Raw genomic sequence first — 24,622 nt, forward strand, 5'->3', positions numbered from 1 at the left:
ATCAGACTTTCTTGTTGCATATTATGAAACCATTGGCTGAAAAGGCCCCATTTAGTTTAATTGTTGAAATGATTAAGAAATTGGATTAATAATGTTTCAGTTGAAAGAGTTAACGAAGATAATTGCCTTTTTTATAGTATACTTTACTGTGCATCTTGTAAGTGCACAGAGTTTTCTGCCATTGGATGAAAATAGATATCGATCTGATGCGGAAAGGTTATTGCTGTCGAGTTCGGATGACAGTGTGAAGGCAATGCAGTATTTTTATTTGGCAGATTACTATCGATTTAGGGATACGACCAAATTTTGGGATCATATGCGGGAGGGGGAGCGTTTCGCCAAACCATTCCGGAGTTTACAGGCGATGGGGGCACTCTACAAAAGCTTTTATTATGGACAATTTCTGGATAGTAAAAATGCCGGAGTTGAAGCCCAACGATGTGTAGACCTCCTTGGAAATGCGCAAAAACCTTTTCAGCAGGGCCTTTTGGCCAAAGCTTGGTATAATCTGGGCTTGATTCGATTTCCTAAAAAAGGATTTGCTGATTTTCTGGATATCCTAAACGGGAAGTGCCTGCCTTATGCCAAAGCACATGACCCCATCATGGAAGGTAGTATAAATACGATGATCGGCATGACCTTTATGTCGTCCAATCAGCTTGCAAAAGCTGATGAATATCATCAATTGGCCATCAAGCAACTCGAGCAGCAACCGCCGAGTACAGCACTTGTGGTGGCTTATCTCAATACAGTCAGCAATTATTGCTATCAAGTGAAATCTAAAGAAGCAAGAGTGCTACTGGATAAAGTCAAACAGCTCTTGAAAGATTATCCAAATTCTTCGCAATTACCCAATTACTATTACAATGAGGCGCTTTATTTTACCACAAAGCAACAGACTGATGAAGCCCTTCGTCTGCTGGATATCGGGTTGGATTGGTCGGTGAAAATGAACAATTGGAAATTATTCCAGATGATGCGGTTCAGAAAGTTTAATGTGTATCTCCTGCAGAAAAAGTATGCTGATGCTAAACTACAGTTGGAGGAAATCGTAAAAAATGGATTATTAACGCGAGATCTTTACAACAGTAAAATTGTGTACAGTCAACTGGCGGCTGTAAATGAGCTGATGGGTAATTATCAGGATGCGCTGAAAATGTCCAATAAGGCAAATCAGCTATCCGACAGTATTCAGAAGGTCCAATTGTTGGAGAAAATGAATGAGATGGAAGCAAAATATAAAACCGTAGAAAAAGAAAAAGAGATTCTGAATCTGCGCGCAGAAAAGGAACGCAACCAATTTCGGATTTTCCTCGTTTTGGGTATTGCCGTTTTGCTTTTCTTTATTGTGCTATTTGTTACTTTTTCCTATCGAAAACAACGGAAGCTTAATACACAGATACAGCTCAATCACGAAATCGCATTGGACAAAATGGAAAAGGAAAAGCAGTTGCAAATTTCGGAATCGATGCTAAAAGGAGAGGAGCAGGAGCGTCAGCGTATTGCCCAAGATCTGCACGATAGCATAGGTGGCATGTTGACAGGTTTAAAATTTAAGATTGCCGGCGATGTGGCAAAGAGTACGCTCTTGACAGATGAAGTGCCGCAGAAGTTGAACGATATTTTAGGTGAAGTAAGACGGATATCCCATAACCTGATGCCCGAATCGCTGCGTCAGTTTGGATTGATAGCAGCATTGGAGCAATTGTGTATGGCGATGAAAAATAGTAACGTTTCGATCCAGTTTGAGAACTACGAGCCTGAATTGAATGTGGACTTTCAAAAGGGGTTGGCCCTGTATCGAATTGTTCAAGAAGCTATTTCAAATGCACTAAAGTATGCAAATGCAGATTCAATTATCGTTCAGGTAAGTAAATCGGAGGAAGTACTCCATATCCTCGTTGAGGATAATGGCAAAGGCTTTGATTCTGCTGTGTTAAATTATGGATTGGGTTTAAATAATATGGTCAACAGGGTGAAATGGATCAATGGATCAATTGATATTCAGAGTAAGCTTGGATCTGGAACGCAGATCGAAATTGGTGTAACGGTTTAAATAAGCGGAGTCATGAAGATAATTGCAGTGTTAGACGATCATCCCTTATTGTTGGAAGGTGTCGCTTCTTTTCTCAATAATCAGGATGGGTATCTCGTATACCCCTTTTTGGAAGAGATTGCGTTAATTGAATTTTTAAAGATCACGGGGGCCGATCTCATCCTGATGGATATGCAGCTGTTAAAGACAAATGGGGTGGATGTCTGTACACAGGTGAGGAAACTGTTTCCGATGATTCCCATTGTTGCATTGAGCAATTTAGCCGATGGAAACCTTATTTTTCAGTTTATGCAGGCTGGTGGAAATGGCTATATCTTAAAGGATGTTACCAACGAAGAATTCCTGCGCTGCGTAGAGCTCGGGCTCGATGGGAAAGAGGCCGTTTGTGATCGGGCAAAAGAACTTTATCGTGGTGCAATTTCGACGATCAGCGGTCTACCTCGGCTTACACAGCGTGAAAAAGAGATTTTGACGTTGATCTCCAAGGGACTTACGACGAACCAAATTGCTGAACAGTTGTTTTTAAGTCCAGTTACGGTTGAAACGCATCGGCGCAATCTCCTGACTAAATTCAAAGTTAAAAATATGATTGAGCTCGTACAGCTGGCAATGAAACATAAGTTGTTGGGACTCGAATAGAGACCGCTCTTAATGTTCGCCGTAACCCACGTCATCCAGCTTACCTTTGAAGACCCTAAATTGGATGATAAAATAGGCAATCACCAGAATTGCGGCAAACATAAACCAGCCTAAACCTACGGAAAGACCATATTCATGCGCCGCCGCATTTTGAATCGTCAAGGAGGGGTTTACGTCATTCGTTGAAGGCAATACTATCGGGAACATGGAAGCAACGGTCGTCGCAAAGCTCCCTAGGATGAACAGCGATGAAAATAGGAAGCCAATACCATCTTTTTTAAAGGTTTTGATCCAAAATTGTCCAAGTAATCCAACGGCAGCTATCACAGGGAATATCCATAGCCAATAATGATTTTGAAGATTGTTAAGGGAGATGGGCTTCACATAATGCCATACATAGGCCGATAGTATGACGAGAATAAGCAAGACAAAGTTGAGCTTAAAAACAATGTTCTTTAGTCTCGTGTTCAATGTACTGGATGTTTTCAGAATGACCCAGCCTGCGCCGTGGATGGTTAATGTAACGGCGGCAACTAAACCTAATATGATAGTGAACCAGTCTATGATGCCTTGATGTTGGGCTAATGGGTCAAATGTCGGGTTCCAAAGTGCCAAGAAGAAATAGTGCGGCTCTTGGGTAGATACACCATTCTCTACCATACCCAGGTTTACTCCGCGAACGACATTGCCCAGCGCGGCGCCAAAGAAAAGTGCCAGCAACAGGCTTGCTAGGCCGAAAGCCTTATCCCATAAAGCTTCCCAAAGACGATGGTGAACCTGACCTCTGAGTTCAAGACTTATTGCTCTAAAAATAAGTAACCAAAGTACAAGCATTAGGGGAAGGTAGAAACCACTGAAGGAGGAGGCGTAGAGTGTGGGGAAAGCAAAAAATAGGACACCACCAGAAGCGATGAGCCAGACTTCATTGGCATCCCAAAACGGCCCAATTGAGTTGGTAACAGCTTTTTTCTCCTGTTCGGTTTTAGCAAAGAATAGATGGACAATTCCCGCTCCAAAATCGTACCCATCGAGTACGATATAAATTCCCAGCATAAAAGTTAATACGATAAACCAGAATATTTCCATAGCTAATTAGGTTAATGCAACTGTCGTTTCAGGACCTTTTCTAATGATCTTCAAGACTAACATCAGAAATAACAAGCCCAAAAGAATGTATAAACCGACGAAGCCGAGAAAGGTAAATAATGTATTTCCGGAAGATACGGTAGGGGATACACCGTCTACCATTCGCATGAGATTATAAACAAGCCAAGGTTGCCGCCCCAATTCAGCTGTATACCAACCTGCAGTATTCGCGATGTATGGAAATGGAATCATAAACATGATGATCCACAATAACCATTTGGTTTGATACAATTTGTTCCGCCAAAGCAGTAGCGCTCCAAGAACCATAATGCCGATGAATATGGTACCCAGCCCTACCATGATGTGATAGCTGTAATACAGTCCGGGTACGTTGGTTGGATGTAAGGACTGGTCAAATTCATTTAATCCTTTGATTTCTGCATCCCAGCGCTGGTAGGTGAGGAAGCTCAAGACATTCGGCACCGCTATTTTATTGTCCAGCTTTTTGTTTTCCATGTCGGGTTGGCCGACCAGGATAATCTCGGATCCGCCTTGCTCCGTTTTGAAAATGCCCTCCATGCCGGCAAAGGCTGCGGGCTGATATTTGACTACGTTTTTGGCGGCAAGGTCTCCCGTAGGAAATGCCAACATAACCGATGAAATGGCGCCGAAGATGACGCCACTTTTAACGAATATCTTTCCAAACTTACTATGCCGGTCGCTTAGGAGATAGAAAGCTCCAATAGAGGCCACAAAAAAGGAACTGGTCACCAACGAAGCGGCTTGATTATGTAAATAAGATGGCCATAACCATGGATTATTGAATAATGCACTAAAATTGTTCAGTACAAATTTGCCATTTTCAAGAATCTCATACCCAACAGGGTGCTGCATCCAGGAATGTGTGGCGATAATCAGGAAACCACTGGCCCAAGATCCGATAAAGACCATGAGTCCGGATAAAAAATGGAGCTTATGCCCCAGCAACTTCTCTCCAAAAAGAAACATCCCCAGAAATGATGACTCCAGGAAAAAGGAAAACATACCTTCCATGGCTAAGGTCTGTCCGATAATACCACCCGTAAGTTCAGAAAATTTAGCCCAGTTGGTACCAAATTGAAACTCCATGGGGATACCTGTTACAACGCCCATGGTGAAGTTAAGCGCAAAGATTTTCATCCAAAATTTGGATGCATGGTTGTAATCTTCGTTTTGTGTCCGCAGAAATTTCCATTTGAAATAGACGATCATGAGGGATAAACCCATGGTCAATTGAGGGAATAAATAATGGAATGTAATCGTAAATGCGAACTGAAGTCGATTATAGAGAATCATATCTTCCATGTAGCCGAAGTTTTGGTTAAAAGACAGCTAAATATAACCTTTTATTTGCGTATATATCCATGAAACCGTTTTATTTTTTGATAAAATAACGGGATTTTTATTGTTTCTGTACGCATTGTAAAATCTGAACCTCAATAGCAGATATCAATCAGCGTAATCTCTTTTTTATCTTATCTTCGCCCGAATTTAAAACGGACTTGAACGGTAGAAAAGAGCATTAGGGAAATAAAGAAAGTGCTGATTTTGATGGGTATTTTATTGATACCTATATTTTTTATTGTATTGAATAATACGGGGCGGGGTACAATCGCTAAAGATAATATTGTGTTTCGAGATAAATTATCTGATTACAATTTATTCAAAGGCAAAATTGCTGATCTTGTTCCAAACGACCAGGGAATTTCCTATGAATTAGCCTCGACCTTATTTACAGACTATACCGATAAAAAGCGCGTCATCTTTCTTCCCAGGGGAAAAAAAATGATCGCCTCGGATGATGGTTTGCCCAGCTTCCCCGATGGTACCCTAATTGCCAAAACATTTTTTTATCCGCAAAAAGATGCGGCCGGAGATGTGCGACAGCAATTGCTTGAAACACGGCTGTTGATTTATAAAGACGGACAGTGGAATGCAGCAACCTATCAATGGAATGTAGCCCAAGATGAAGCTTTGTTGTTGATGGACAGTGCTTCCGTGCATGTTTCGTTTTTGGACAGCAAAGGTGACGAGCGACAAACAAATTATATTATTCCTTCACGAAACGATTGTATGGCATGCCATCGACAAGGAAATCAGCTGTTTCCGATAGGTCCAAAGATCAGAAATCTGAACCGGATAATCGGTCAGGATGGTGACAGCATCCAGCAACTGGTGCAGTTGACCAAACAGGGGGCTCTCGAACTGAAGTCCATGAAAAGCTTCACGAATTTACCGAGTTATGATGACCTTGCCCAATCGACTGCAAGTCGTGCGCGAGCTTATTTGGAAATCAACTGTGCCCATTGTCACAATCCGAAAGGGACAGCCTATATGACCATGCTGGATCTTCGTTATGAAAGCCCCATGCATGAAACTGGAATTTGGTTGAAACAAGCGAAGATTATTGGACGGATGTCTACATTGGGAGAGATGCATATGCCTCAAAAGGGAACCACCGTATTGCATGATGAAGGCATCCTGCTGATTAAAACCTATCTAAAAACTTTAAAATAAGCGTTCATTGCTTATCCTTAATCGGTAACCTTTTACGGCTACCAGTCTGCTTATATAGTCCCTTTGCAGGTCTCGTATATTTATTTTAATAAAATCTATAGAATTAGTAGATTATATTGAATTTACTCCTATATTTGTGAAAAGATAACAGATCGCTGTTGAAAATATGCATTACTTTTCAGCGTGGCGTATTAACACATTATTATGGAACATATCAATATTAGTAAAAGCACATTTTTCGTAAGTATTACTGCAAAGTCTCTGAAGGCTAAATCCCATGATGTAAGAAAGATGCGAATGTGTCATATAGGATAATTTCCCTTATCTTTTCTCAAACTGACAGCAGGGGAGGCGCTCGCTTCCCCTCATGTCTTCAAAATAAAAACAAGTTTTCGATTGGCGTTGGCACTTGTTCGTATTCACCATTAATACTTTATCTATGAAAAATCTTAGGGTACTCCGGTATTCTACCTTGTCGCTATGTTTATTGTTATCTGGCGTTGGGCATCAGGTATATGCGCAAACAGATGTTAAACCGATTGTCAATGCTTCCTTATCAGGCTATGTATATGATAGTCAACGTAAGCAGCCTATTGAAGGCGTAACCATTCAACTCGAAGCTGTAACGCATGTTGTTACAACAGATCAAAAAGGTTTTTTTCAAATTGTAACGGGACAGAAATTACCATTTTCCATTACACTCTCGCGCATTGGCTATAAGAAAAAGACCTTGTTATTTTCCGAATCTCCCACAAAAATTGAATTAGAGCCAGTTACACAGGACCTGGATGAGGTGGTGGTTGTTGGCTATGGAACTCAGAAAAAAATCTCGTTGACCAATTCAATCGCCAGTATTGATGGTGATAAATTGACGAAAAGACCAGTTTCTAATACGCAGCAGGCTTTGCAGGGCTTATTACCGGGGGTGACTGTTCAAGACCTTGGTGGAAAACCAGGGCAATCGGCTGCCAATATTCGAATTAGAGGATTGACGACATTTAATACCAATTCGAGCAGCACCAGTGGATATGATCTCAGCAAGAATAATGCTTTGGTCATTGTGGACGGAATTGAACAACCCTGGTCAAAGTTAAACCCCAATGATATCGCTTCAATTTCAGTCCTGAAGGATGCGGCTTCCACGGCGATATATGGATCACGTGCGACCAACGGTGTAATTATTGTAACTACCAAAAGTGCAAAATCTGGACATGTTGTGATTGATTATAATGGCTACTACGCCTTACAAAAATCAATCAACACCCCAAAGCAGATGGACGCCGTATCCTACCTCCAATTGCAACAGGACGCCTACCGTAACGCGGGGCTGGCGGTGCCGGCGCGATTTACTGACGAATCAATAACGGCTTATCGGACTGCGACCGATCGCGAAAAATATCCTTTACCGAATACATGGTTTGATACACTGTTGAAAACAGCTCCTCAACAAGACCATGCCTTGTCATTCGCTGGTGGAAATGACATTCTACGTTCTAGATTGGCGGTTCGTTATAATAAACAGGATGGTATTATTGATCATTATGGCGCTGAACTGGCGGATATTAGGCTAAACAACGATTATAAAGCAAGCTCTTGGCTTAATTTTACGGGAAGTATAAACTACCGATATAGCAAAGCCGCCGAGCCCGGACGTGATCCAATCAATAACTTTCTCCATGGCTCGATGTGGGTGGTCCCCAAATATGATGATGGTACCTACGGATTAAGTACGCAAGGCAATAATCCTTTAATGTTGATTGAAAAAAGTGGTTTTAAAAAGGTAAATGAAAACTACCTAAGCTCCATTGTTAAAACCGACATTCAATTGTGGAGAAATTTGTTATTTACGTCCCAATTTGGTGTAAGAGTGAACCTAAATAATACCAAAACCTTTTTGAACGCTTTTGACAATAAGGACCGAAATACAGGTATTGTAAAAAGTTTTCCGATCAATTCATTAAACGAAATTCGTGATAATAGCAGCGAGTATACATGGAACAATCTGTTGACCTATCAATTGGCGGCTGGGCCAAATCATATTAAGGCACTTGTTGGCTATTCACAGATTCACAATTATCAAAATTACTTAACGGCTTATCGCGAAAGATTCTACAATAATGATATCACCTCTATCGGACAAGGAGCTGATGATGCGACCAAAAACAATAATGGATATGATGTGCAGTATGGCTTGCGTTCGTTTTTTGGTCGGGTAAATTACGATTGGGATGGCAAGTATCTGCTCGAAGTGAATGGGCGTTACGATGGTTCATCCCGTTTTACGGGCGACAAGCAATATGGTTTTTTCCCTTCGGCATCAGCAGGATGGCTCTTATCCAAGGAAAACTTTTGGGAACCTATTCGAAATTCGTTGAACGAATTCAAATTGCGTGCTTCCTGGGGCAAGACAGGAAACCAATCGGTAGATTTGTATAGTTATTATTCTGCCCTCATTGCGGCAGGATATGATTTTGGGGGTAAATCTGTACAGGGGTATCGACTGGACAGTTATGCCAATCAGCAATTGGGCTGGGAATCTACGATGCAGTATGATTTGGGCTTGGATGCCGCTTTCCTAAACAATCGCTTGACTTTTACCCTGGATTACTATAAAAAGGTAACTGACGATATTCTACTAAATCTGGATATTCCTGCCGTTTTGGGATTAAAGCCTTCACCCCAAAATGCGGGAACAGTACTGAATCGCGGTTGGGAATTCAGCGCAAATTATCAGAAAAGACCAAGTGCGCCTGGGGCTTTTGCTTACCAGCTGAATGGAAATTTAAGTATCAACCATAATGAAGTAACCGATCTAAAAGGTACTGGACCCTACATTGCCGGATCGGATATTGACCCAAGGTATATTATTGCTAAAGGACTTCCGATCAACACACTTTGGGGATATAAGACCGATGGTCTCTTTCAGTCTGCGGAGGAAATTCAAGCTTATGGCGCTACGTATGCTACAAATACGAAGCCCGGAGATGTGAAATATGTGGATTTGAACGGCGACGGGGTGATCAATGCAAATGACATGGCCGCTATTGGCAACTCTTTCCCCAAATATACCTTCGGAATAAATGGGAGTTTCACCTTTAAGAATTTTGATCTTGATCTGCTCTTTCAAGGTGCAGCAAAAGTCGATACCCGATTGTCAGGAGCATTGGCTGAGATGGGAAATCAGGAAGGCTTTACACACGAAATATTTACAAACAATTATTGGACACCAACACATACGGATGCACGCTTTCCGCGCGTGGTCAAATATGATTTGCGTAATGTCGCAACCTCGGACCGTTTAGTGGTTAACGGTTCTTACCTGCGGTTGAAAAACATACAGGTTGGATATACAGTGCCACTACATGCTATCGGAAAGACAGCAATCAACAAACTTCGGGTATACCTATCCGCGACGAATTTATGGACAATTTCAAAATTGAATGAATGGAACCTGGATCCTGAAGCGGAATCTGGACGAGCGGTATATTATCCGCAAACCGGCCTTTATACACTGGGCGTCAATTTGACGCTGTAGTGTGATTGTTAATAATATATAATTGAAAACGAATGAAATTTTACAACTATCTATATCAAAAAAGAAACCTGATTTTCAGTTTCGGACTGTTTTCGCTTATGCTGATTAGCTGTGATAAGAATCTGTTAGATGCTGTACCTACCGACCGCCTGTCGGAAAATATATTTTGGAAGAGCCAAGCCGATGCGGAGCTAGCTGTAAATGCGCTCTACAACGACCTGGATGGAGCAGAAATCTTCTATTCCGATGCATTGACGGATATAGCCCATGTCAATCAGCCTTTCGCTGTGGATGCCTATATTGAATTGGGTACCTATGATGCTTCAAGTTCTCGGTTGTACAACACCTGGAGCAGTGCCTATAAAGGAATCGGTGCAGCCAATTACTTTTTGGCGAATGTTGGTAAAATCGAGGGCAGCAAAGATGAAACATTGATTGCTCGATATATCGGCGAAGCGCGCGTGTTAAGAGCCTATCAATATATCAAATTGGCCTATTTATTCGGTGCAGTTCCTCTGGTAAAGGCACCATTGACACTACAGGAAGGAAGAGAAGTACAACAAGCGACGCTATCTGAAATCTATGATTTTATCGACAGCGAATTGGAACTGGCTGCGGCAAGTTTGCCTGAAAGCTACTCCAGTAACGATATCGGACGCATAACCCGTTGGGCCGCATTGGGCCTGAAAGCCCGGTCGGATTTATATGCAGGACGTTTTGCAGCAGCAGCAAAGGCAGCAAAAACGATTATCGATGGCAAACGATTCGAGCTTTACCCTTCGTACGCAAATCTGTTTACGTATGCAGCTGAAAATAACAAAGAGGTATTGTTGGATAAGCAATTTCTGGAGAATATATACACGCAAAGTGTCTTTAACCTCTTAGCCTCCTATAGCCAACAAAATGGGCAGAGTACCTATGTGCCTACCAAAGCCTTGGTCGATAGCTATACCACATCCAAAGGCGATTTAATTACGGATGCCAATAGTGGTTATGATCCCAAAAATCCCTATAAAAATCGTGACCCGAGGCTTGCTTTTTCAATTTTTTTGGATGGCGATCCACTTCCAAATGGAGCAATTTTTCATCCAGCACCAAATAGTGGGACTGCCGATGCTGTGGGGAGCACCTATATTGCTTCTACAACAGGTTTCAATATAAAGAAGTATATCGATAAAAAGGATTTGGCAAACCCTTCTAAAAGTGGCTTGAATATTATACTATTACGTTATGCTGAGATATTATTGACCTATGCGGAAGCAAAAATTGAGCTCGGCGAAATTGATGGCAGTGTTTACGATGCCATCAACCAAATTAGAAATTCACGAACGGATGTAAAACTTCCAATAACAAGTAATCAAGCAAATCAGGAGCAACTTCGCCAGTTGGTTCGTCGCGAGCGTACGGTGGAACTGGCATTTGAGGGGTTGCATCTCGCGGATATAAGACGATGGAAAACTGCTGAAAAGGTTGTTCCTGGTAAAGTGTATGGCATCACCTATCAAAATAATAACGGAGAGGCAGTTGTCGTTGAAGCAGCCTCTGAAAGCCGTGTTTTTGATGCGAAAAAGCATTATCTCTGGCCCATTCCACAACGGGAAATTAACCTCAATCCGAATTTAAAACAGAATCCAAATTGGTAAAAATTGTTATCTTGTGGCACGAATCCAATTAACTCATACAACTATGATGCGATACACTAAATTTATGACCGCTATGGCTTTATTTTTACTGGTGGCTTTTGCCAATGCCCAGCAAAAAAAGCCTAATATTATCTTAATTTTGACCGATGATCTCGGATATAGCGACATTGGCTGTTATGGAAGTCCGAATATTTCAACCCCCTTTTTGGATTCGATCGCCAGTAAAGGCGTGAGAGCAACAAACTTTATGGTTTCTACGCCCTCGTGTACACCTTCAAGAGCTTCTTTATTAACTGGGAGATATGCTTCACGTTATAATCTTCCAGCACCAATCGGTCCAGGCTCAGATTTAGGCTTGCCTGATGAAGAGGAAACGATTGCCGAATTATTAAAAAAGGTAGGCTATCGGACAGCATTGGTCGGAAAATGGCATTTAGGAGATAAACAAACTTACCATCATCCTAATCAGCAAGGCTTCGATTCTTTTTATGGCATGCTGTATAGCCACGATTACCGCGATCCTTATGTAAAGACCGACTCTGTCATTAAGATCTTCCGGAATCGGAAACCTGAAGTCGTGGCACCCGACGATTCGGATCTGAGCGCACTTTATCACAAAGAAACAGTGAAGTTTATTGAAAATCAAGATAAAGATCATCCATTCTTTTTATACTATGCGCATAATTTTCCACATCTTCCTTTGGCATTTGCCAACAAAAAGAACCGATTTGCAGATCAGCAAAATGCAGGCCCTCTGGGTGCGGTGATGCAGGAGCTGGATCATAATTTTTCGGAGCTCTGGAAAACGGTTGAGCGAAAAGGCCTCGCCGATAACACCATTTTAATTTTTTCAAGTGATAATGGTCCCTGGATAGCTTATCCATCGCGAATGTCTGACGATCACGCTACAAAGAACTGGCATGTGGGTACTGCAGGTGTCTTCAAAGGGTCGAAAGCCGAAACAACAGAAGGTGGTGTCCGTGTACCGTTCATTGTTTATGGAAAGGGCTATGCCCAAGAAGGGAAAGTTCTTCGACAGGCAATTAGCAACTTGGATGTGTTGCCGACCATCGCCAAATGGACCGGTGCATCATTGCCGAAGAAATCTATCGATGGTCAAGCGATCGATTCTTTATTGAACGGCAAATCGGAAGATTTAAAAACAGCACATAGACCAATATTTTTGGTGAATTATGGACATGTTGAGGCGGTTCGGTCAGGTGACTGGAAGTATCGTCGGATAGCAGGCGGAGTGAATCAGATTTCGGGTAAACCCTATGATGCTATTGAAGAACTACATAACATTGCCTGGGATCCGAGTGAAAGAACGAATGTTTTAACGGAATATCCAGAAAAAGCGGCGGAATTGCGTTTATTGTTTGAAAGCTTTGATGGGAATATGGAGTAGCTAGAAATAGCAATGACTAAACATAGACATCGTTAAACATAGACAAGGCGGCACTTATTTTCGAAGTGTCGCCTTGTTTTTTTATAGAGATGCAATAGATTTAAAGCAATTCAAACTCTTTTTCTTTGACATCACGGCTGTTGGGACCAATGTAGACTTTGAAAGTTCCTGGTTCGGCAACGTAATTCAGATTGTTGTCAAAAAATTTGAGATCATTTACTTTGATGTTAAAGTTTACCGTTTTTTGCTCTCCTTTTTTGAGGAATATTTTTTGAAAGCCTTTTAATTCTTTTACAGGACGCGTGACAGAACCAACCACATCCTGGATATAGAGCTGCACGGTTTCTTCCGCATCATAGTTTCCTGTATTGCGGATGTCGATACTTGCTTGCAGCGTACCTTTATCGTCAATTGTGTTGCGGTCAAGACGAATTTCACCATAGGTAAACGTCGTATAACTTAATCCATAACCAAAAGGGTAGAGTGGGGAATTGCTTACATCGAGATAATTTGATTTGAATTTTTCAAAATCGCCCGAGTTTCCGTAGGGTCTACCGGTGTTTTTGTGCGCATAATAGATCGGAATCTGACCAACATTGCGTGGGAAGGTGGCGGTAATCTTACCTGAAGGAACGACGTCCCCAAATAAGACATCGGCTACTGCTTTTCCTGTTTCCGTTCCGCCAAACCACACATTTAATATGGCTGGTACGTGAGCATCTTCCCAAGTAAGCGTAAGTGGTCTACCCGTAAATAACACCAATACAACTGGTTTTCCTGTTGCCAGTAATGCTTTTAACAGGTCCTGTTGATTTTTCGGAATATCCAATTCGGAGCGACTGGAGCTTTCACCCGACATTTCTGATGATTCACCAAGGGCAGCCACGACCACATCGGATTGTTGAGCAACTTTTACAGCGTCTGCGATGATCTCCTCTTCTTTTCGGGAATCGCGTGTTATGGTACGGCCAAACATGGTTGCATGCTTTTGGTAAATTGGATCTTCCAACAGATTGCTGCCCAGGTGTGTGAGGATATTGACTTGATTACCCAACACGGCTTTCATTCCCTCCACTAAAGAGGCTGTTTTGTCCAATTCAGCACTGACACTCCACGTTCCGGGCATATTTGGACCTGAATTGGCTAATGGACCAATTACAGCAATTGTACCTGTTTTTTTTAATGGAAGTGCTTGGTTTTCATTTTTCAGCAAGACAAAAGATTTTGCTGCAATTTCCCGGGCTTTTGCATGATTGGCAGCCGATCCGATTACAGTTTTTGCCCGTTTTTCGTCACAATAGCGGTAGGGATCGTCAAATAAGCCTAATTTATACTTGGCTTCCAAAACAAACCGGCAAGCCCTATCGATGTCTGCTATTTTGACCTTGCCCGCATCTAAAGATTTTTTTAGTGTCGTCAGAAACCCTTCACCAACCATATCCATATCAACGCCAGCATTCAGGCTTAAGGCCGAGACCTGTTGGAGGTCACCGAGGCCATGTGCTGTTAATTCGTTTACAGCAGTGTAATCAGTTACGACCAATCCTTTAAAGCCCCATTGCTTACGTAAGACATCCGTCATTAACCATTTATTTGCCGAGGCAGGGACACCATTGATATCGTTAAAAGAAGTCATGATACTTCCTGCTCCCGCATCTATCGCTGCTTTATAAGGAGGTAGATATTCGTTGTACATGCGGTGAAGGCTCATATCCGTGCTATTGTAATCACGACCACCTTCGGCTGCACCATATAAGGCGAAATGTTTGACACAGGCCATCATGGTGTTATGTGCTGCCAGGTTATCCCCTTGGAAGCCATGGACGATGGCTTCTGCAACCCGCGAGCTTAGATAGGTATCTTCACCCGCACCTTCGGAAATACGGCCCCAGCGTGGATCGCGCGAGATATCGACCATGGGCGAAAATGCCCAATTAATTCCATCAGCGGTAGCTTCTTCGGCGGCAATACGTGCCGATTGTTGAATCAAGTTCATATCCCAGGTAGCAGCAAGACCTAAGGGAATTGGGAATACCGTACGATAACCGTGAATGACATCCATTCCAAAAATGATGGGTATTTTTAAGCGGGATTGCTTGACGGCTATTTCTTGCGTTTTGCGAATTTTCGCTGGTGTGCTCATGCTGAAAATACCACCGATTTGGCCGTTTCTAATTTTGGTATCCACATCGGTGGATACAGTGGTTCCAGTTGTCGCTTCGCCACCGGTTACCAAATTAAGTTGTCCAATCTTTTCTTCGACAGTCATCTTAGCCATAAGCTGATCAATGAATGTGTCCATTTTCGGATTGGATTGCGCTGGACTTGTATGCCAGGCGAGCAATGCAAGAAGGAAAGTACCTACTACTTTTTTCATCGTATTATTTTTTTGTGCGCGTGGATTTTGCTTTCCGCGCAATAGGGTAAGTTTATGTCAAGTGCTCAAGATGATCCCTGAGTTTTCTTGATCAGATGTCCTGTTATTTTCGTGGAAGGAACCATTTTCAACGTGTGACGGATTGAAAATGATTCCATAGGCCACTACTTTAAATAAGGACTGGTAAAACCGAGTTTCTTTAGTCCTTGTTGAATTTCTGGAGCCTGCATAAATAGGTCCCAGATTTTTCCGGTTCTGTAGTTTTCGATCATGACAATAATAGGCCCCTGATCGATGGCTAAATAACGTTGTGGATACCAATTTGCCGTTTCACTGTAGGCATCATAGTAGCCATATTTACCCCAGATTTTATTGCCGAGCTGATTGTTTAAATACTGTGCAAATTGCATGCTTTCATGTGGGGTGTAGGGCATAGACGATAAAGCCGCTGTAGGGGAGATCACACCTGGATCGTTGTCTGGATGATGTGCATCGTATCCGTTGATGGAATAGCTGGCCGTCCAGCCCCAACCTTTCGTTGAACCATAACCTTTGTACCCTTTTGGGTTCAGATCTGCGTATGCCAAATTGATCTTAACATGATTGCTTGTCGCTTCCCAATAATCTGCGTATTGGTCTTTTAATCCTTTGGGGCTCAATCCTAGATAGGAGTAATGTTCCCAGAAGAGCGGGCCCACTTCACCTTCTTTGGCATTGTGCTTTAGCACGAGTGGAATGTCATATTTTTTAGCGGAGCTTTTAATTGCACCAGATCTTGCCCATCCCTCGTGATACACCTGGGGTGCAATCGGATAAGTAGGGGAAGAGGCTGCCAAAATATAGGTAATAAGACACTCGTCATATCCTCTGACGGGATGATTTTGCTGGAAGTTAAATTTAGGGCTCCAATGCCAATAAATAACATTTTGTCCGTTTGTATAGTGATTCCAATTGATTTCTTTCCATAGCTTATCTGCTTTTTGAGCGATCAGTTGGGCGGAATCACCTTTATCTTTTAGATACTCCCGAATTGCGATTAATCCCTGCGCTAAGAAAGCCGTTTCAACAATGTCGCCACCGTTATCTTTTTCACTGAACGGTTTCGCTGTACCCAGTTCTCCATCGTACCAGTGTGCCCAAGCTCCTTTAAACCGTTCGATTTTGCCTAGATAATCCATGATGTGATTCAACTTTTGAATGCCTTGTTCCTGGCTGATAAAACCACGTTCCATCGCGACGATCATACCCATGAGTCCGAAGCCACTACCACCTATGGTCACGACATTACGATCATTTTGGGTGTATACACCATCCATATGGATGCGTTCTCTAGCGAGACCAGAAGTTGGTTCGGCGCCCTCCCAAAAATATTGAAATGTATGTTGCTGAATAGTGGTCAATAGCGAATCTTCATTGATCTTGCTTCCGCTGGTTGAATCAATTTTTGAGGGACTGTCTGGACTGCTATTAGCAGTGTTTTGGCACGAACTGCTGAGAATAAGCGCCAAAGCTATACCGCTAAGTGCTGGATATGCTATTCGTTTTCTCATGGATATGTTGTTTAATTCTTGAAAAAATGTTCAAACGACCTATGGTCGTTTGAACTGCGTTATTTTGTGTAAATGATTACCAACCGGTATTTTGAGGCATTTCTGGTGTTTGGATACGTTGATTCTCTGGAATTGGAAAAAGCAACATTTTATCCTGGAAAGTTTTTCCATTGGCAGCCATGGCTGTTTTTGCCTGTTTTGTACGCACCAAATCAAACCAACGGTCGTGTTCAAATGCCAATTCAAGACGTCTTTCTTTCCAGATCAATTGACGGAGCTGCGCTTGGTCGGTTGTTGTTACGTTGGCTAATTTTACACGTGTGCGCACGGTATTCAATGCATTCAGCGCTTCACTGCTATTGCCAACCTCATTTGCGGCTTCGGCCAGGATAAGATAAATTTCACCCAGACGGAGGTAACGTACGTTTTTATCACCGTCAGCGGCACCTCCATTTGCTGAGGAATACGCTTTTTCATTATACATTGGGTTTTCTACACCATTGTCAATCAGACGGCCATCGTAAAGGGTTTCACCCCTGAAAATAATTGTGGCATCCCGGCGGATATTGTCTTTTTCGGCATTGAAGGCATCCAATAAGTTTTGGCTTGGGATATTAAAACCCCAGCCTAAGTTGACCGCTCCTCCACGAGGTGCCTGTACTTGACTATATTGTTGGATACCATGTGCGATAGAGGTGCCCCTTGCTTGAAATTCAAATAATGATTCGGGACCATTTTCACCAGCCAAACGCCAAATTGTTGCGTAATCCGGTTCGAGACTATATCCTCCAGATGTGATGACAGTTTTCGCCATGTCGGCAGCTTGTTGCCATTTGCTTTGATACAAATAGACTTTCGACAATAACCCTTGTGCGGCACCTTTGGTCGCTCTACCTAAATCTTTTGCAGCATAAGCAGATTTGAGTGGAAGATTGTTGATAGCAAATTGTAAATCCGCTTCAATATAGGCGTAAACTTCAGCTGCGGGTTCTCTTTTTATTAAATCACGTTCTTGGATAGGAACATCGCCCCATCCGCGGACAAGATAGAAATAGTTCAATGCACGCAGAAAACGAGCTTCGGCAATCAATCTGTTTTTATAAGCTTCGTCTGTCAGTCCAAATTTTTCTGTGTATGCAATAGCTTGTGTAGCCCGCCCTATGGATTTATACCAACGTGTCCACATGGAAAGAAAGGAACCCGTTGTTGAAGTGTAAGTCAACTCGTCTAAACTTAACTTGTCACCACCGGCATCTGTCGCTGAACTACCTTTATCCGCATTATCGGAAAGCATGTCCGTGATACCGATGTAAGAGAAAGAATAATCCCAATCAGTAAACATTCCATATACACCATTGACAAATTGCTCGGGTGTGTAGATTTCTTCACTGTCTTCGGCTTCAACATATTCTTTAGAAGGTACATCTAAGAAGTTGTTGTCTTTACAGCCTTGCAATGCAATGCCCCCACTAAGAAGAATTGCTATTTAAAGTTTGTTAATTTTCATTGTCTTCAAAACTAAGGTGATTAAAATTGCATGTTAAGTCCAAATAAGAAATTACGTGTCGTTGGATAAGCTGAAAGCTCAATACCAGAAGTTAAATTTGGACTACCGTCGCCGGCAAGTTCAGGAGAGAAACCACTATAATTCGTAAATATAAATGGATTCTGAGCAGTAACATATAATCTTAATTTAGATCTCGAGCTATATAAGTTATTGAAAGTGTATCCTACAGTGATATTATTGATACGGAAATAAGCGCCCGATTCGAGGAAATAACTCGAAGCCCAATATGCTCTTTCTGCACCGGGATGTTCATTGGTTGAACCTGCGCCAGTCCAGCGATTTTCAAAAGTTGATAACGCGATGTTCTCACCTGCATTGGAACGAACGCTATTTAAACCATTGTAAACCTTATTGCCTGCGACACCATATCCGGAAACATTAAAATCAATAGCTTTATAATTAACACCAACATTGATACCATATGTTGAAGTCGGTAAAAATGATCCAAAGAAAACCTTGTCGCGGGAATCGATGACACCATCTTCATTTTGATCCTTGTACTTCAGATAGCCAGGTTTTGCAGCGCCAAACGATGGGTAATTTTTTACATCTTCCGCATCTTGAAAGACACCATTTGCCTCAAACATCCACCAGCCATAGATCGGTTGTCCAACGCGAAGCTGTTTGGTAATCTCCCCATTATTTAAACTGCCTCCAGTAGCACGGTCATAAGCCGGGACCACTTCCGTTACTTTATTTTTATTGTATGAATAATTAACACCGAATGTATAACTGAACTCCGGACTTATACTTTTGTTCCAATTTAAGGCCACTTCCACACCTTGGTTTAATACTTTAGCACCATGCGCATAGAAGTTTTTTTCGGATGGAGAGGTGTAAGTCGGTGTGACATCAAGAATAGTATTGGTATTCAGCTTATGATAGTAGTCAATGGATCCTGAAAGCTGATTGTTTAGAAACGCAAAGTCTACGCCAGCGCCCGTTTCTCTGGTTACTTCCCAGGTTAGATTTACGGCTGGAGTGCCATATGCGCTTCCATAAACCATATTCTGTTCAGGACCAAAAACGTAGTTGTAATTTGAACTTTCTGGACTTGTTAAAATTGTGGAAACATTTAGCGGGATATCTTGGTTACCTAATTTACCCCAGTTTCCGCGCACTTTCAATAAATTAATCCAGCTGGCATCTTTCATAAAGCTTTCGTTGGTTACCGTCCATCCTAAACCAACCGAAGGAAATGTACCCCAGTATTTTCCTGTATTACGGAAAACACTTGATCCATCTCTACGCAATGTTGCCGTTAAATAATATTTGCTATCGTAATTGTACTGCAAACGTCCAAAATACGAAGCTAATGCTCTTGGGGTATAAGAGGTTTGCAGCGCAACAATACCATAATTGGTTGTTCCTTTTGCAAGATTGATATTCCAGTATTGCTCTTGTTCAGGTACATTATAACCCGTTTGGCTACTCATGCTGTTTATGTCGTATTTCTCACGCGACATCCCCACAACCGCCTCAATATGATGCTTGTCAAAATTCTTGTTAAATGTTAAGAAATTCTCGATAGACCAGCGGAATTGTTCTAGATTTTCATATTTCAAGCTGTTGTCTACATAATCAAGCGCTTTTGGATTGTTTTCCTTTAATTTGATGAAATCAGATTCATTCAATAAAGTATTAGCATTTAACCATTGATCTTTTACATTATTAAAAATCCGTTGTTTCGAATAAAATTTATTCCCGCCAATATGCGAATTGATTTTCAGATAATCTGTAATCTTAAATTCTCCCTCAAAACTTCCTTGTAAGCGTAGCGTATTTGTTCTTTCATTTTGGCGTAAAACCTCATACACTGGATTTCCAATAGAATTTAGATTTCCGATGGCTTGGCCTGGTGCGGCCTCAATGCCAGCGACACCTGTTGTTGTATTTACACGACCTAAACCGTAACGGCCATTATCAAACATAACGGGCGCAAGTGGCGACTGACGGTAAGCCGTGGTGAAAGCACTATAAGGCTTAGGTGTTGCATTTGTTAATGTAAGATTTAAATTTTGGCTGAACTTTAGGCGGTTGTTTAAAAATTTATATACGTTGTTATTGCGTATGGTATTTCTTACAAATTTTGAGCCTTCAAGAATACCATTTTCGGTATAATTGTTTGCTGATACGAAGTAATCAACTTTCTCAGTTCCACCAGAAATATTAACAGCATTATTAAATACAGAACCTGTACGTAATAATTCGTCATACCAATCTGTATTATATTTTTGATTCTCAGCTAAACGGTAAGACCCATTGGTCGAGGTGAGGTATTCATTTGCAAATATTCTAAACTGATCAGCGTTGGCCATTTTCACGCGGTTCAATACGTTTTTTATACCCGCAAAGCTTTCATAATTGATGTTTGTTGTTCCGGTTTTACCTTTCTTCGTCGTCACGATAATAACGCCATTAGCCGCCCGAAGACCGTAAATAGATGCGGAGGATGCATCTTTTAAAACATCCATAGATTCAATATCGGATGGGTTGATATTATTAATATCTGTTTGTGCAATTCCGTCGACAATATAGAGTGGATTCCGTCCTGATAATGCAGTTCCTAAGCCCCTGATAATGACATTGGGTGATGACCCCGGAGCTTCATTTGCAATAATATTGATACCTGCAGCTTTACCTTGGATGGATTGCATTGCCGACATGGCAGGTTGCTTCGTGATATCGGATGATTTCAAGGAGCTGATCGATCCGGTCAGATCTGCTTTCTTTTGTGTACCATAACCGATAACAACAACCTCTTCCAATGCTTGATTTTGATTTTCTAAGAATACATTGAGTTGCGTTTGATTACCAATGTATACCGTTTGTGTGCGATAACCCAGAAAGTTAAAGACCAGTGAGTCGGTAGGAGAGGCATTGATTTGAAATTTCCCCGTTGCGTCGGTTTTTGTAGATACTGCTTTCCCTTTGATACTAATGGTGACGCCAGGCATGGATATCATGCTTGTGCCATCTTTGACCACTCCTTGTACCGAAGTTTGTCCATAGGCAACCGATACGACCATGGATGTCAAAAATAATGCGGATAGATTCCTCATATCGTTAATTTTTGGTGTTTGTTTAAAATACGTTGGTTATTTCCCTGAAGCAAATATGTTGATGTAGTACAACTTTGCCAAAATTTAACATATTCACATCACTACTACATGAAATTTCGGCTTGCTCAGGCTACCTTTTGTTGTATTTTATATTTTTGATAATCAGTATTTTGTGTTGTTGTTTTTACTGAAATAACACGAGCTTTAGTGTGTTTTATACACTAAAGCTCGTGTGTGGTAATGATGTAGTGTCTGTGATGAAAATTTAACGTTCCATCAGGAATTCAGAAAGGTTTTTGTCTGTTGGAATGCCTAACTTTTTGCGTAGTCGATAGCGTCTAATCTCGACACCGCGTGTACTAATGTTGAGTAATGAGGCAATTTCCTTACTCGACATATTGAGCCTTAAATAGGCACATAGTTTCAGATCATTGGGGACGAGATCAGGAAACTCTTGTTTCAATTTCTTGAAAAAATTCTCATGTGATTCGTTAAAGCTTCTTTCAAAAATATGCCAGTCACGATCGTCGTTATGGGCATCATCGATAAGCTTGTTTATCTTTTTCAATTCATCCGAACTCAGCTTGTTGCCATCAGCATCTTTAAGCTGTTTGAGCTCGGCGTGTAAATTGTTCAACATCTCATTTTTGTAAACGATATTGAGTGCCGCATTGGCAAGTTCTTTATTTTTTAATTGAAGCTGATCTTCTAATTGCTGGTTTTTAAGTTTAATCCAGTCCTTTTCTTTTTGCTCTGTTTCGCGTTCCAAGGCAATCTTTTTCTCTTCTAGCCATTTTCGCCGTATTTGAAACTGACGCTTGCGCTCCCGTTGAAGATTAAACCTGTAAGCTAAATAGATGAGCGTTATCAGGACGAGTGTATAAAATAACTTCGCCCACCAAGAAAGAAACCATGGATGCCGAATGGTAAATGAAAATGTCTGGACTTCCGAAACTGACCCCATATTGTCCTTCGCCCTGATTTTAATTTGAAACTCTCCATAAGGTAGATTTGTGAAATCTTGATAGGCAGTTTCACTCCATTCGGACCAATTGTCTGAGTAACCTTCGAGATAATATTGGTATTGAAGTGGCGAAGTCGAATAATATGGACTTGAAAAGCTAATTCTAAGATTATTGTCCGATGATGATAGTTTAAACGCTGAATCTGGGATAATAGCCTGGCCTGTTGTCAAGTTGACAAGTTGCGCTATTTGCGGAAGTGGCAACCTGTATTTTTGTGATTTATCGGCATGACGGTAGATCGCAAATCCATCATCTAAACCAATGAGATAGTATTGGTTTTCAATCGGGAGAATGTTTTCATAGTTATTCATCATTCGATCCTGTAAGGGACTGAGCAGATTGGAGTCAATATGCAATTTGCCCTTACTGTCAAAATCTACTTTAGCAATTTTAGTCTTCTGAATAAACCAGTAGCTGTTTGTATTGATCGGTATGACCTTATTTGAATTTTTATAGCTGCCTAACGCTGTGTTTAATTCATTGGCATAGCTGAATTTTTTCACAATATTGTCGAATTGGAGAAATCCGCTGTCTGTAGCAAATACAAGATTATTTTCTAAGGTATAAATCCCCGTAAATTGCCTCTTTGAAGCGATACTATCCTGTTTGGAGGAAAATAAAATCTTTGCCTGCTGGAAATTCGCATCAAGTCCGAGTAGTTGTATCTGTCCCCAATCGCCAATCCAAAAGGCATGGTTATCTTTTTGCGCCAAGAATCGAACCGGTTCTTTAACGCCTGTGAACTGCTGAACGAACGCTAGGTGTATACCATCGAACGTGAATTTCGATAAGCCTGTATAGTTCCCCTGAAGAATATTTTTTGTTCCAAAAATAGGTTTGAAAACCCATCCTCCGGTAATCTGAGAGATCTTTTCAAGCTTCCCGTTATCTAATTTGAAGGTTCCGTCATTATGTCCACAGATCAACTCATCACCAAATTGTGCTAATGTCCAAACCTGACCATTTGAATTTGGAATCTGAGAGAAATTTAATGAATTGTAATTGGTCAATCCCTTCCATTCACTTGAAAATAAGCCCTTATTAGTTCCAAGATAGATTTTTCCCTGATAGATGATCGATGTATAAACGGTACCTATTTTTCCGACAAAATCAGTGTAAAATGATAATGGGGAATTGATTTCAATGCGGTCAATGCCATTATCAAGTCCCACCCAGATATTCTTCTGATTGTCCTTGACAATGCTGAGTACAGTATTGTTTTGGAGACCATTGTTTTTATTGATATGTTGAATGACCTGCCCATTTTTATTGATGATAATAACACCGTTTTGGATGGTGCCAAAAGCATATTGTCCATCGTAGAGGTATAAGCCATTGTTTATTTGTGACTGGCTTAAGAGCTGATTTGCCGGAGCAGCCCAGGGTAGGATTGTTCCATCGGCTTTCATCAGGTAGAGGCCGTTTCGCGAGGTCGCAATAAGCGAAGTCGTTGCGTCGTAAGGTAAGATGGCAAGTACATTTTTGTCTTTCAAGACATCTTTTCCTTTTACAGGAATTAATTTATCCTGTTTAAATTCATGCAGGCCACTTGGCAGCTGTTCAAAAAATAATTTATTGTTGAGCTGATGTGGAAATAAAAAAGGCTCACCTTTAGCCGTTAATTGTCGTATACGATTGTTTTCCCAGATATAGGATTTCGAAAATGTATGAAAAAATACCCGTTGGTCTTCTACAATGATTTTCCAGATTTCTTCGTTTGGAAAGTAGGTTTTGTCCTGTACCAGCTTAGAGAGACTTTGATAAGTCAAGTTTCCAAAGGGTTTGGAAGTCCAATAGCCAAATTCACCTCTTCCACCGGTGTAAATCTTGCCATCTTTACCGATTGCGACACTTCTTACCGTGGAATGATTAGGAAGCGGAAAGATGCGCCAATATTGTCCGTCGAACTGCAATAGACCTTCGGTATTGGCACTATAAATACGACCATCTTTGTCGACTGCCAAAGACCAGTTTTGATTTCCAGCCTTGTATTGGTCTTTTTTGTATTGTTTGACAAAAGGCGTACCTGTGGGTATGATTGTTTGACAGTAACCCTCGGGCAGTAAAAAAAATAACATGCTGCAAAACCAAAAGATATAGACGTTCCTATATTTTTTT

General features: G+C 41.3%; 13 protein-coding genes. 6 read left to right on the forward strand and 7 right to left on the reverse strand.

What is annotated here, in order from left to right; translation table 11 throughout:
• Positions 1–100 precede the first annotated feature (100 nt).
• Positions 101–2,056 (forward strand): sensor histidine kinase, encoded by a 1,956-nt coding sequence (locus tag B3600_RS21605; protein ID WP_159332885.1) that lies wholly within the window; start codon positions 101–103, stop codon positions 2,054–2,056.
• A 12-nt stretch (positions 2,057–2,068) separates the two neighbouring features.
• Entirely contained in the window at positions 2,069–2,695 is a 627-nt protein-coding gene (locus tag B3600_RS21610) for a LuxR C-terminal-related transcriptional regulator (RefSeq protein WP_070569509.1), read from the forward strand.
• Between the two features lie 9 nt (positions 2,696–2,704).
• Here the strand turns inward: B3600_RS21610 and cydB are convergent, their stop codons facing one another.
• A complete protein-coding gene (cydB, locus tag B3600_RS21615; RefSeq protein WP_286754355.1) occupies positions 2,705–3,781 on the reverse strand; it encodes a cytochrome d ubiquinol oxidase subunit II in 1,077 nt (358 codons plus the stop codon).
• A gap of 6 nt (positions 3,782–3,787) precedes the next feature.
• Positions 3,788–5,125 carry a cytochrome ubiquinol oxidase subunit I gene (locus B3600_RS21620; RefSeq protein ID WP_112374156.1) on the reverse strand — a complete coding sequence of 446 codons (1,338 nt, stop codon included), beginning with the start codon at positions 5,123–5,125 and terminating at the stop codon, positions 3,788–3,790.
• A 243-nt stretch (positions 5,126–5,368) separates the two neighbouring features.
• On the opposite strand from B3600_RS21620, the gene B3600_RS21625 reads away from it, so the two are divergent.
• The 4 genes from B3600_RS21625 (at position 5,369) to B3600_RS21640 (ending at position 12,923) form a co-directional block, all read left to right on the forward strand.
• A complete protein-coding gene (locus B3600_RS21625; protein ID WP_286754356.1) occupies positions 5,369–6,337 on the forward strand; it encodes a hypothetical protein in 969 nt (322 codons plus the stop codon).
• A 439-nt stretch (positions 6,338–6,776) separates the two neighbouring features.
• Positions 6,777–9,872 carry a SusC/RagA family TonB-linked outer membrane protein gene (locus B3600_RS21630; protein ID WP_286754357.1) on the forward strand — a complete coding sequence of 1,032 codons (3,096 nt, stop codon included), beginning with the start codon at positions 6,777–6,779 and terminating at the stop codon, positions 9,870–9,872.
• Positions 9,873–9,904: 32 nt separating this feature from the next.
• Complete coding sequence (locus B3600_RS21635; protein WP_115047983.1) at positions 9,905–11,515, forward strand: RagB/SusD family nutrient uptake outer membrane protein; 1,611 nt, start codon at positions 9,905–9,907, stop codon at positions 11,513–11,515.
• Positions 11,516–11,588: 73 nt separating this feature from the next.
• Positions 11,589–12,923, forward strand: coding sequence for a sulfatase-like hydrolase/transferase (locus B3600_RS21640; protein ID WP_236560160.1), 1,335 nt, complete (start codon positions 11,589–11,591; stop codon positions 12,921–12,923).
• A gap of 100 nt (positions 12,924–13,023) precedes the next feature.
• On the opposite strand, the gene bglX is transcribed toward B3600_RS21640, so the two are convergent.
• The 5 genes from bglX to B3600_RS21665 all read right to left on the reverse strand — a co-directional run bounded on the left by bglX (position 13,024) and on the right by B3600_RS21665 (position 24,582).
• A complete protein-coding gene (gene bglX / locus B3600_RS21645; RefSeq protein WP_286754358.1) occupies positions 13,024–15,300 on the reverse strand; it encodes a beta-glucosidase BglX in 2,277 nt (758 codons plus the stop codon).
• Between the two features lie 164 nt (positions 15,301–15,464).
• Entirely contained in the window at positions 15,465–16,850 is a 1,386-nt protein-coding gene (locus tag B3600_RS21650; protein WP_115047987.1) for a glucoamylase family protein, read from the reverse strand.
• A 76-nt stretch (positions 16,851–16,926) separates the two neighbouring features.
• Positions 16,927–18,306, reverse strand: a complete 1,380-nt coding sequence (locus B3600_RS21655) for a RagB/SusD family nutrient uptake outer membrane protein (RefSeq protein ID WP_286754359.1) — start codon at positions 18,304–18,306, stop codon at positions 16,927–16,929.
• Positions 18,307–18,377: 71 nt separating this feature from the next.
• The gene (locus B3600_RS21660; RefSeq protein ID WP_286754360.1) at positions 18,378–21,479 is read right to left on the reverse strand and encodes a SusC/RagA family TonB-linked outer membrane protein; all 3,102 of its coding nucleotides are present in this window, start codon (positions 21,477–21,479) and stop codon (positions 18,378–18,380) included.
• A gap of 265 nt (positions 21,480–21,744) precedes the next feature.
• Positions 21,745–24,582, reverse strand: coding sequence for a helix-turn-helix and ligand-binding sensor domain-containing protein (locus B3600_RS21665; RefSeq protein WP_286754361.1), 2,838 nt, complete (start codon positions 24,580–24,582; stop codon positions 21,745–21,747).
• Positions 24,583–24,622 lie beyond the last annotated feature (40 nt).

The organism is Sphingobacterium sp. UBA2480 (genome assembly GCF_002341965.1).
Lineage (GTDB): Bacteria > Bacteroidota > Bacteroidia > Sphingobacteriales > Sphingobacteriaceae > Sphingobacterium > Sphingobacterium multivorum.

Bases quoted from the DNA above. Each gene is read 5' to 3' on its own strand.
- B3600_RS21610 (WP_070569509.1), top strand. From the start codon at position 2,069: ATGAAGATAATTGCAGTGTTAGACGATCATCCCTTATTGTTGGAAGGT.
- cydB (WP_286754355.1), bottom strand. From the start codon at position 3,781: ATGGAAATATTCTGGTTTATCGTATTAACTTTTATGCTGGGAATTTAT.
- B3600_RS21620 (WP_112374156.1), bottom strand. From the start codon at position 5,125: ATGGAAGATATGATTCTCTATAATCGACTTCAGTTCGCATTTACGATT.
- B3600_RS21630 (WP_286754357.1), top strand. From the start codon at position 6,777: ATGAAAAATCTTAGGGTACTCCGGTATTCTACCTTGTCGCTATGTTTA.
- B3600_RS21635 (WP_115047983.1), top strand. From the start codon at position 9,905: ATGAAATTTTACAACTATCTATATCAAAAAAGAAACCTGATTTTCAGT.
- B3600_RS21640 (WP_236560160.1), top strand. From the start codon at position 11,589: ATGGCTTTATTTTTACTGGTGGCTTTTGCCAATGCCCAGCAAAAAAAG.
- bglX (WP_286754358.1), bottom strand. From the start codon at position 15,300: ATGAAAAAAGTAGTAGGTACTTTCCTTCTTGCATTGCTCGCCTGGCAT.
- B3600_RS21650 (WP_115047987.1), bottom strand. From the start codon at position 16,850: ATGAGAAAACGAATAGCATATCCAGCACTTAGCGGTATAGCTTTGGCG.
- B3600_RS21660 (WP_286754360.1), bottom strand. From the start codon at position 21,479: ATGAGGAATCTATCCGCATTATTTTTGACATCCATGGTCGTATCGGTT.
- B3600_RS21665 (WP_286754361.1), bottom strand. From the start codon at position 24,582: ATGTTATTTTTTTTACTGCCCGAGGGTTACTGTCAAACAATCATACCC.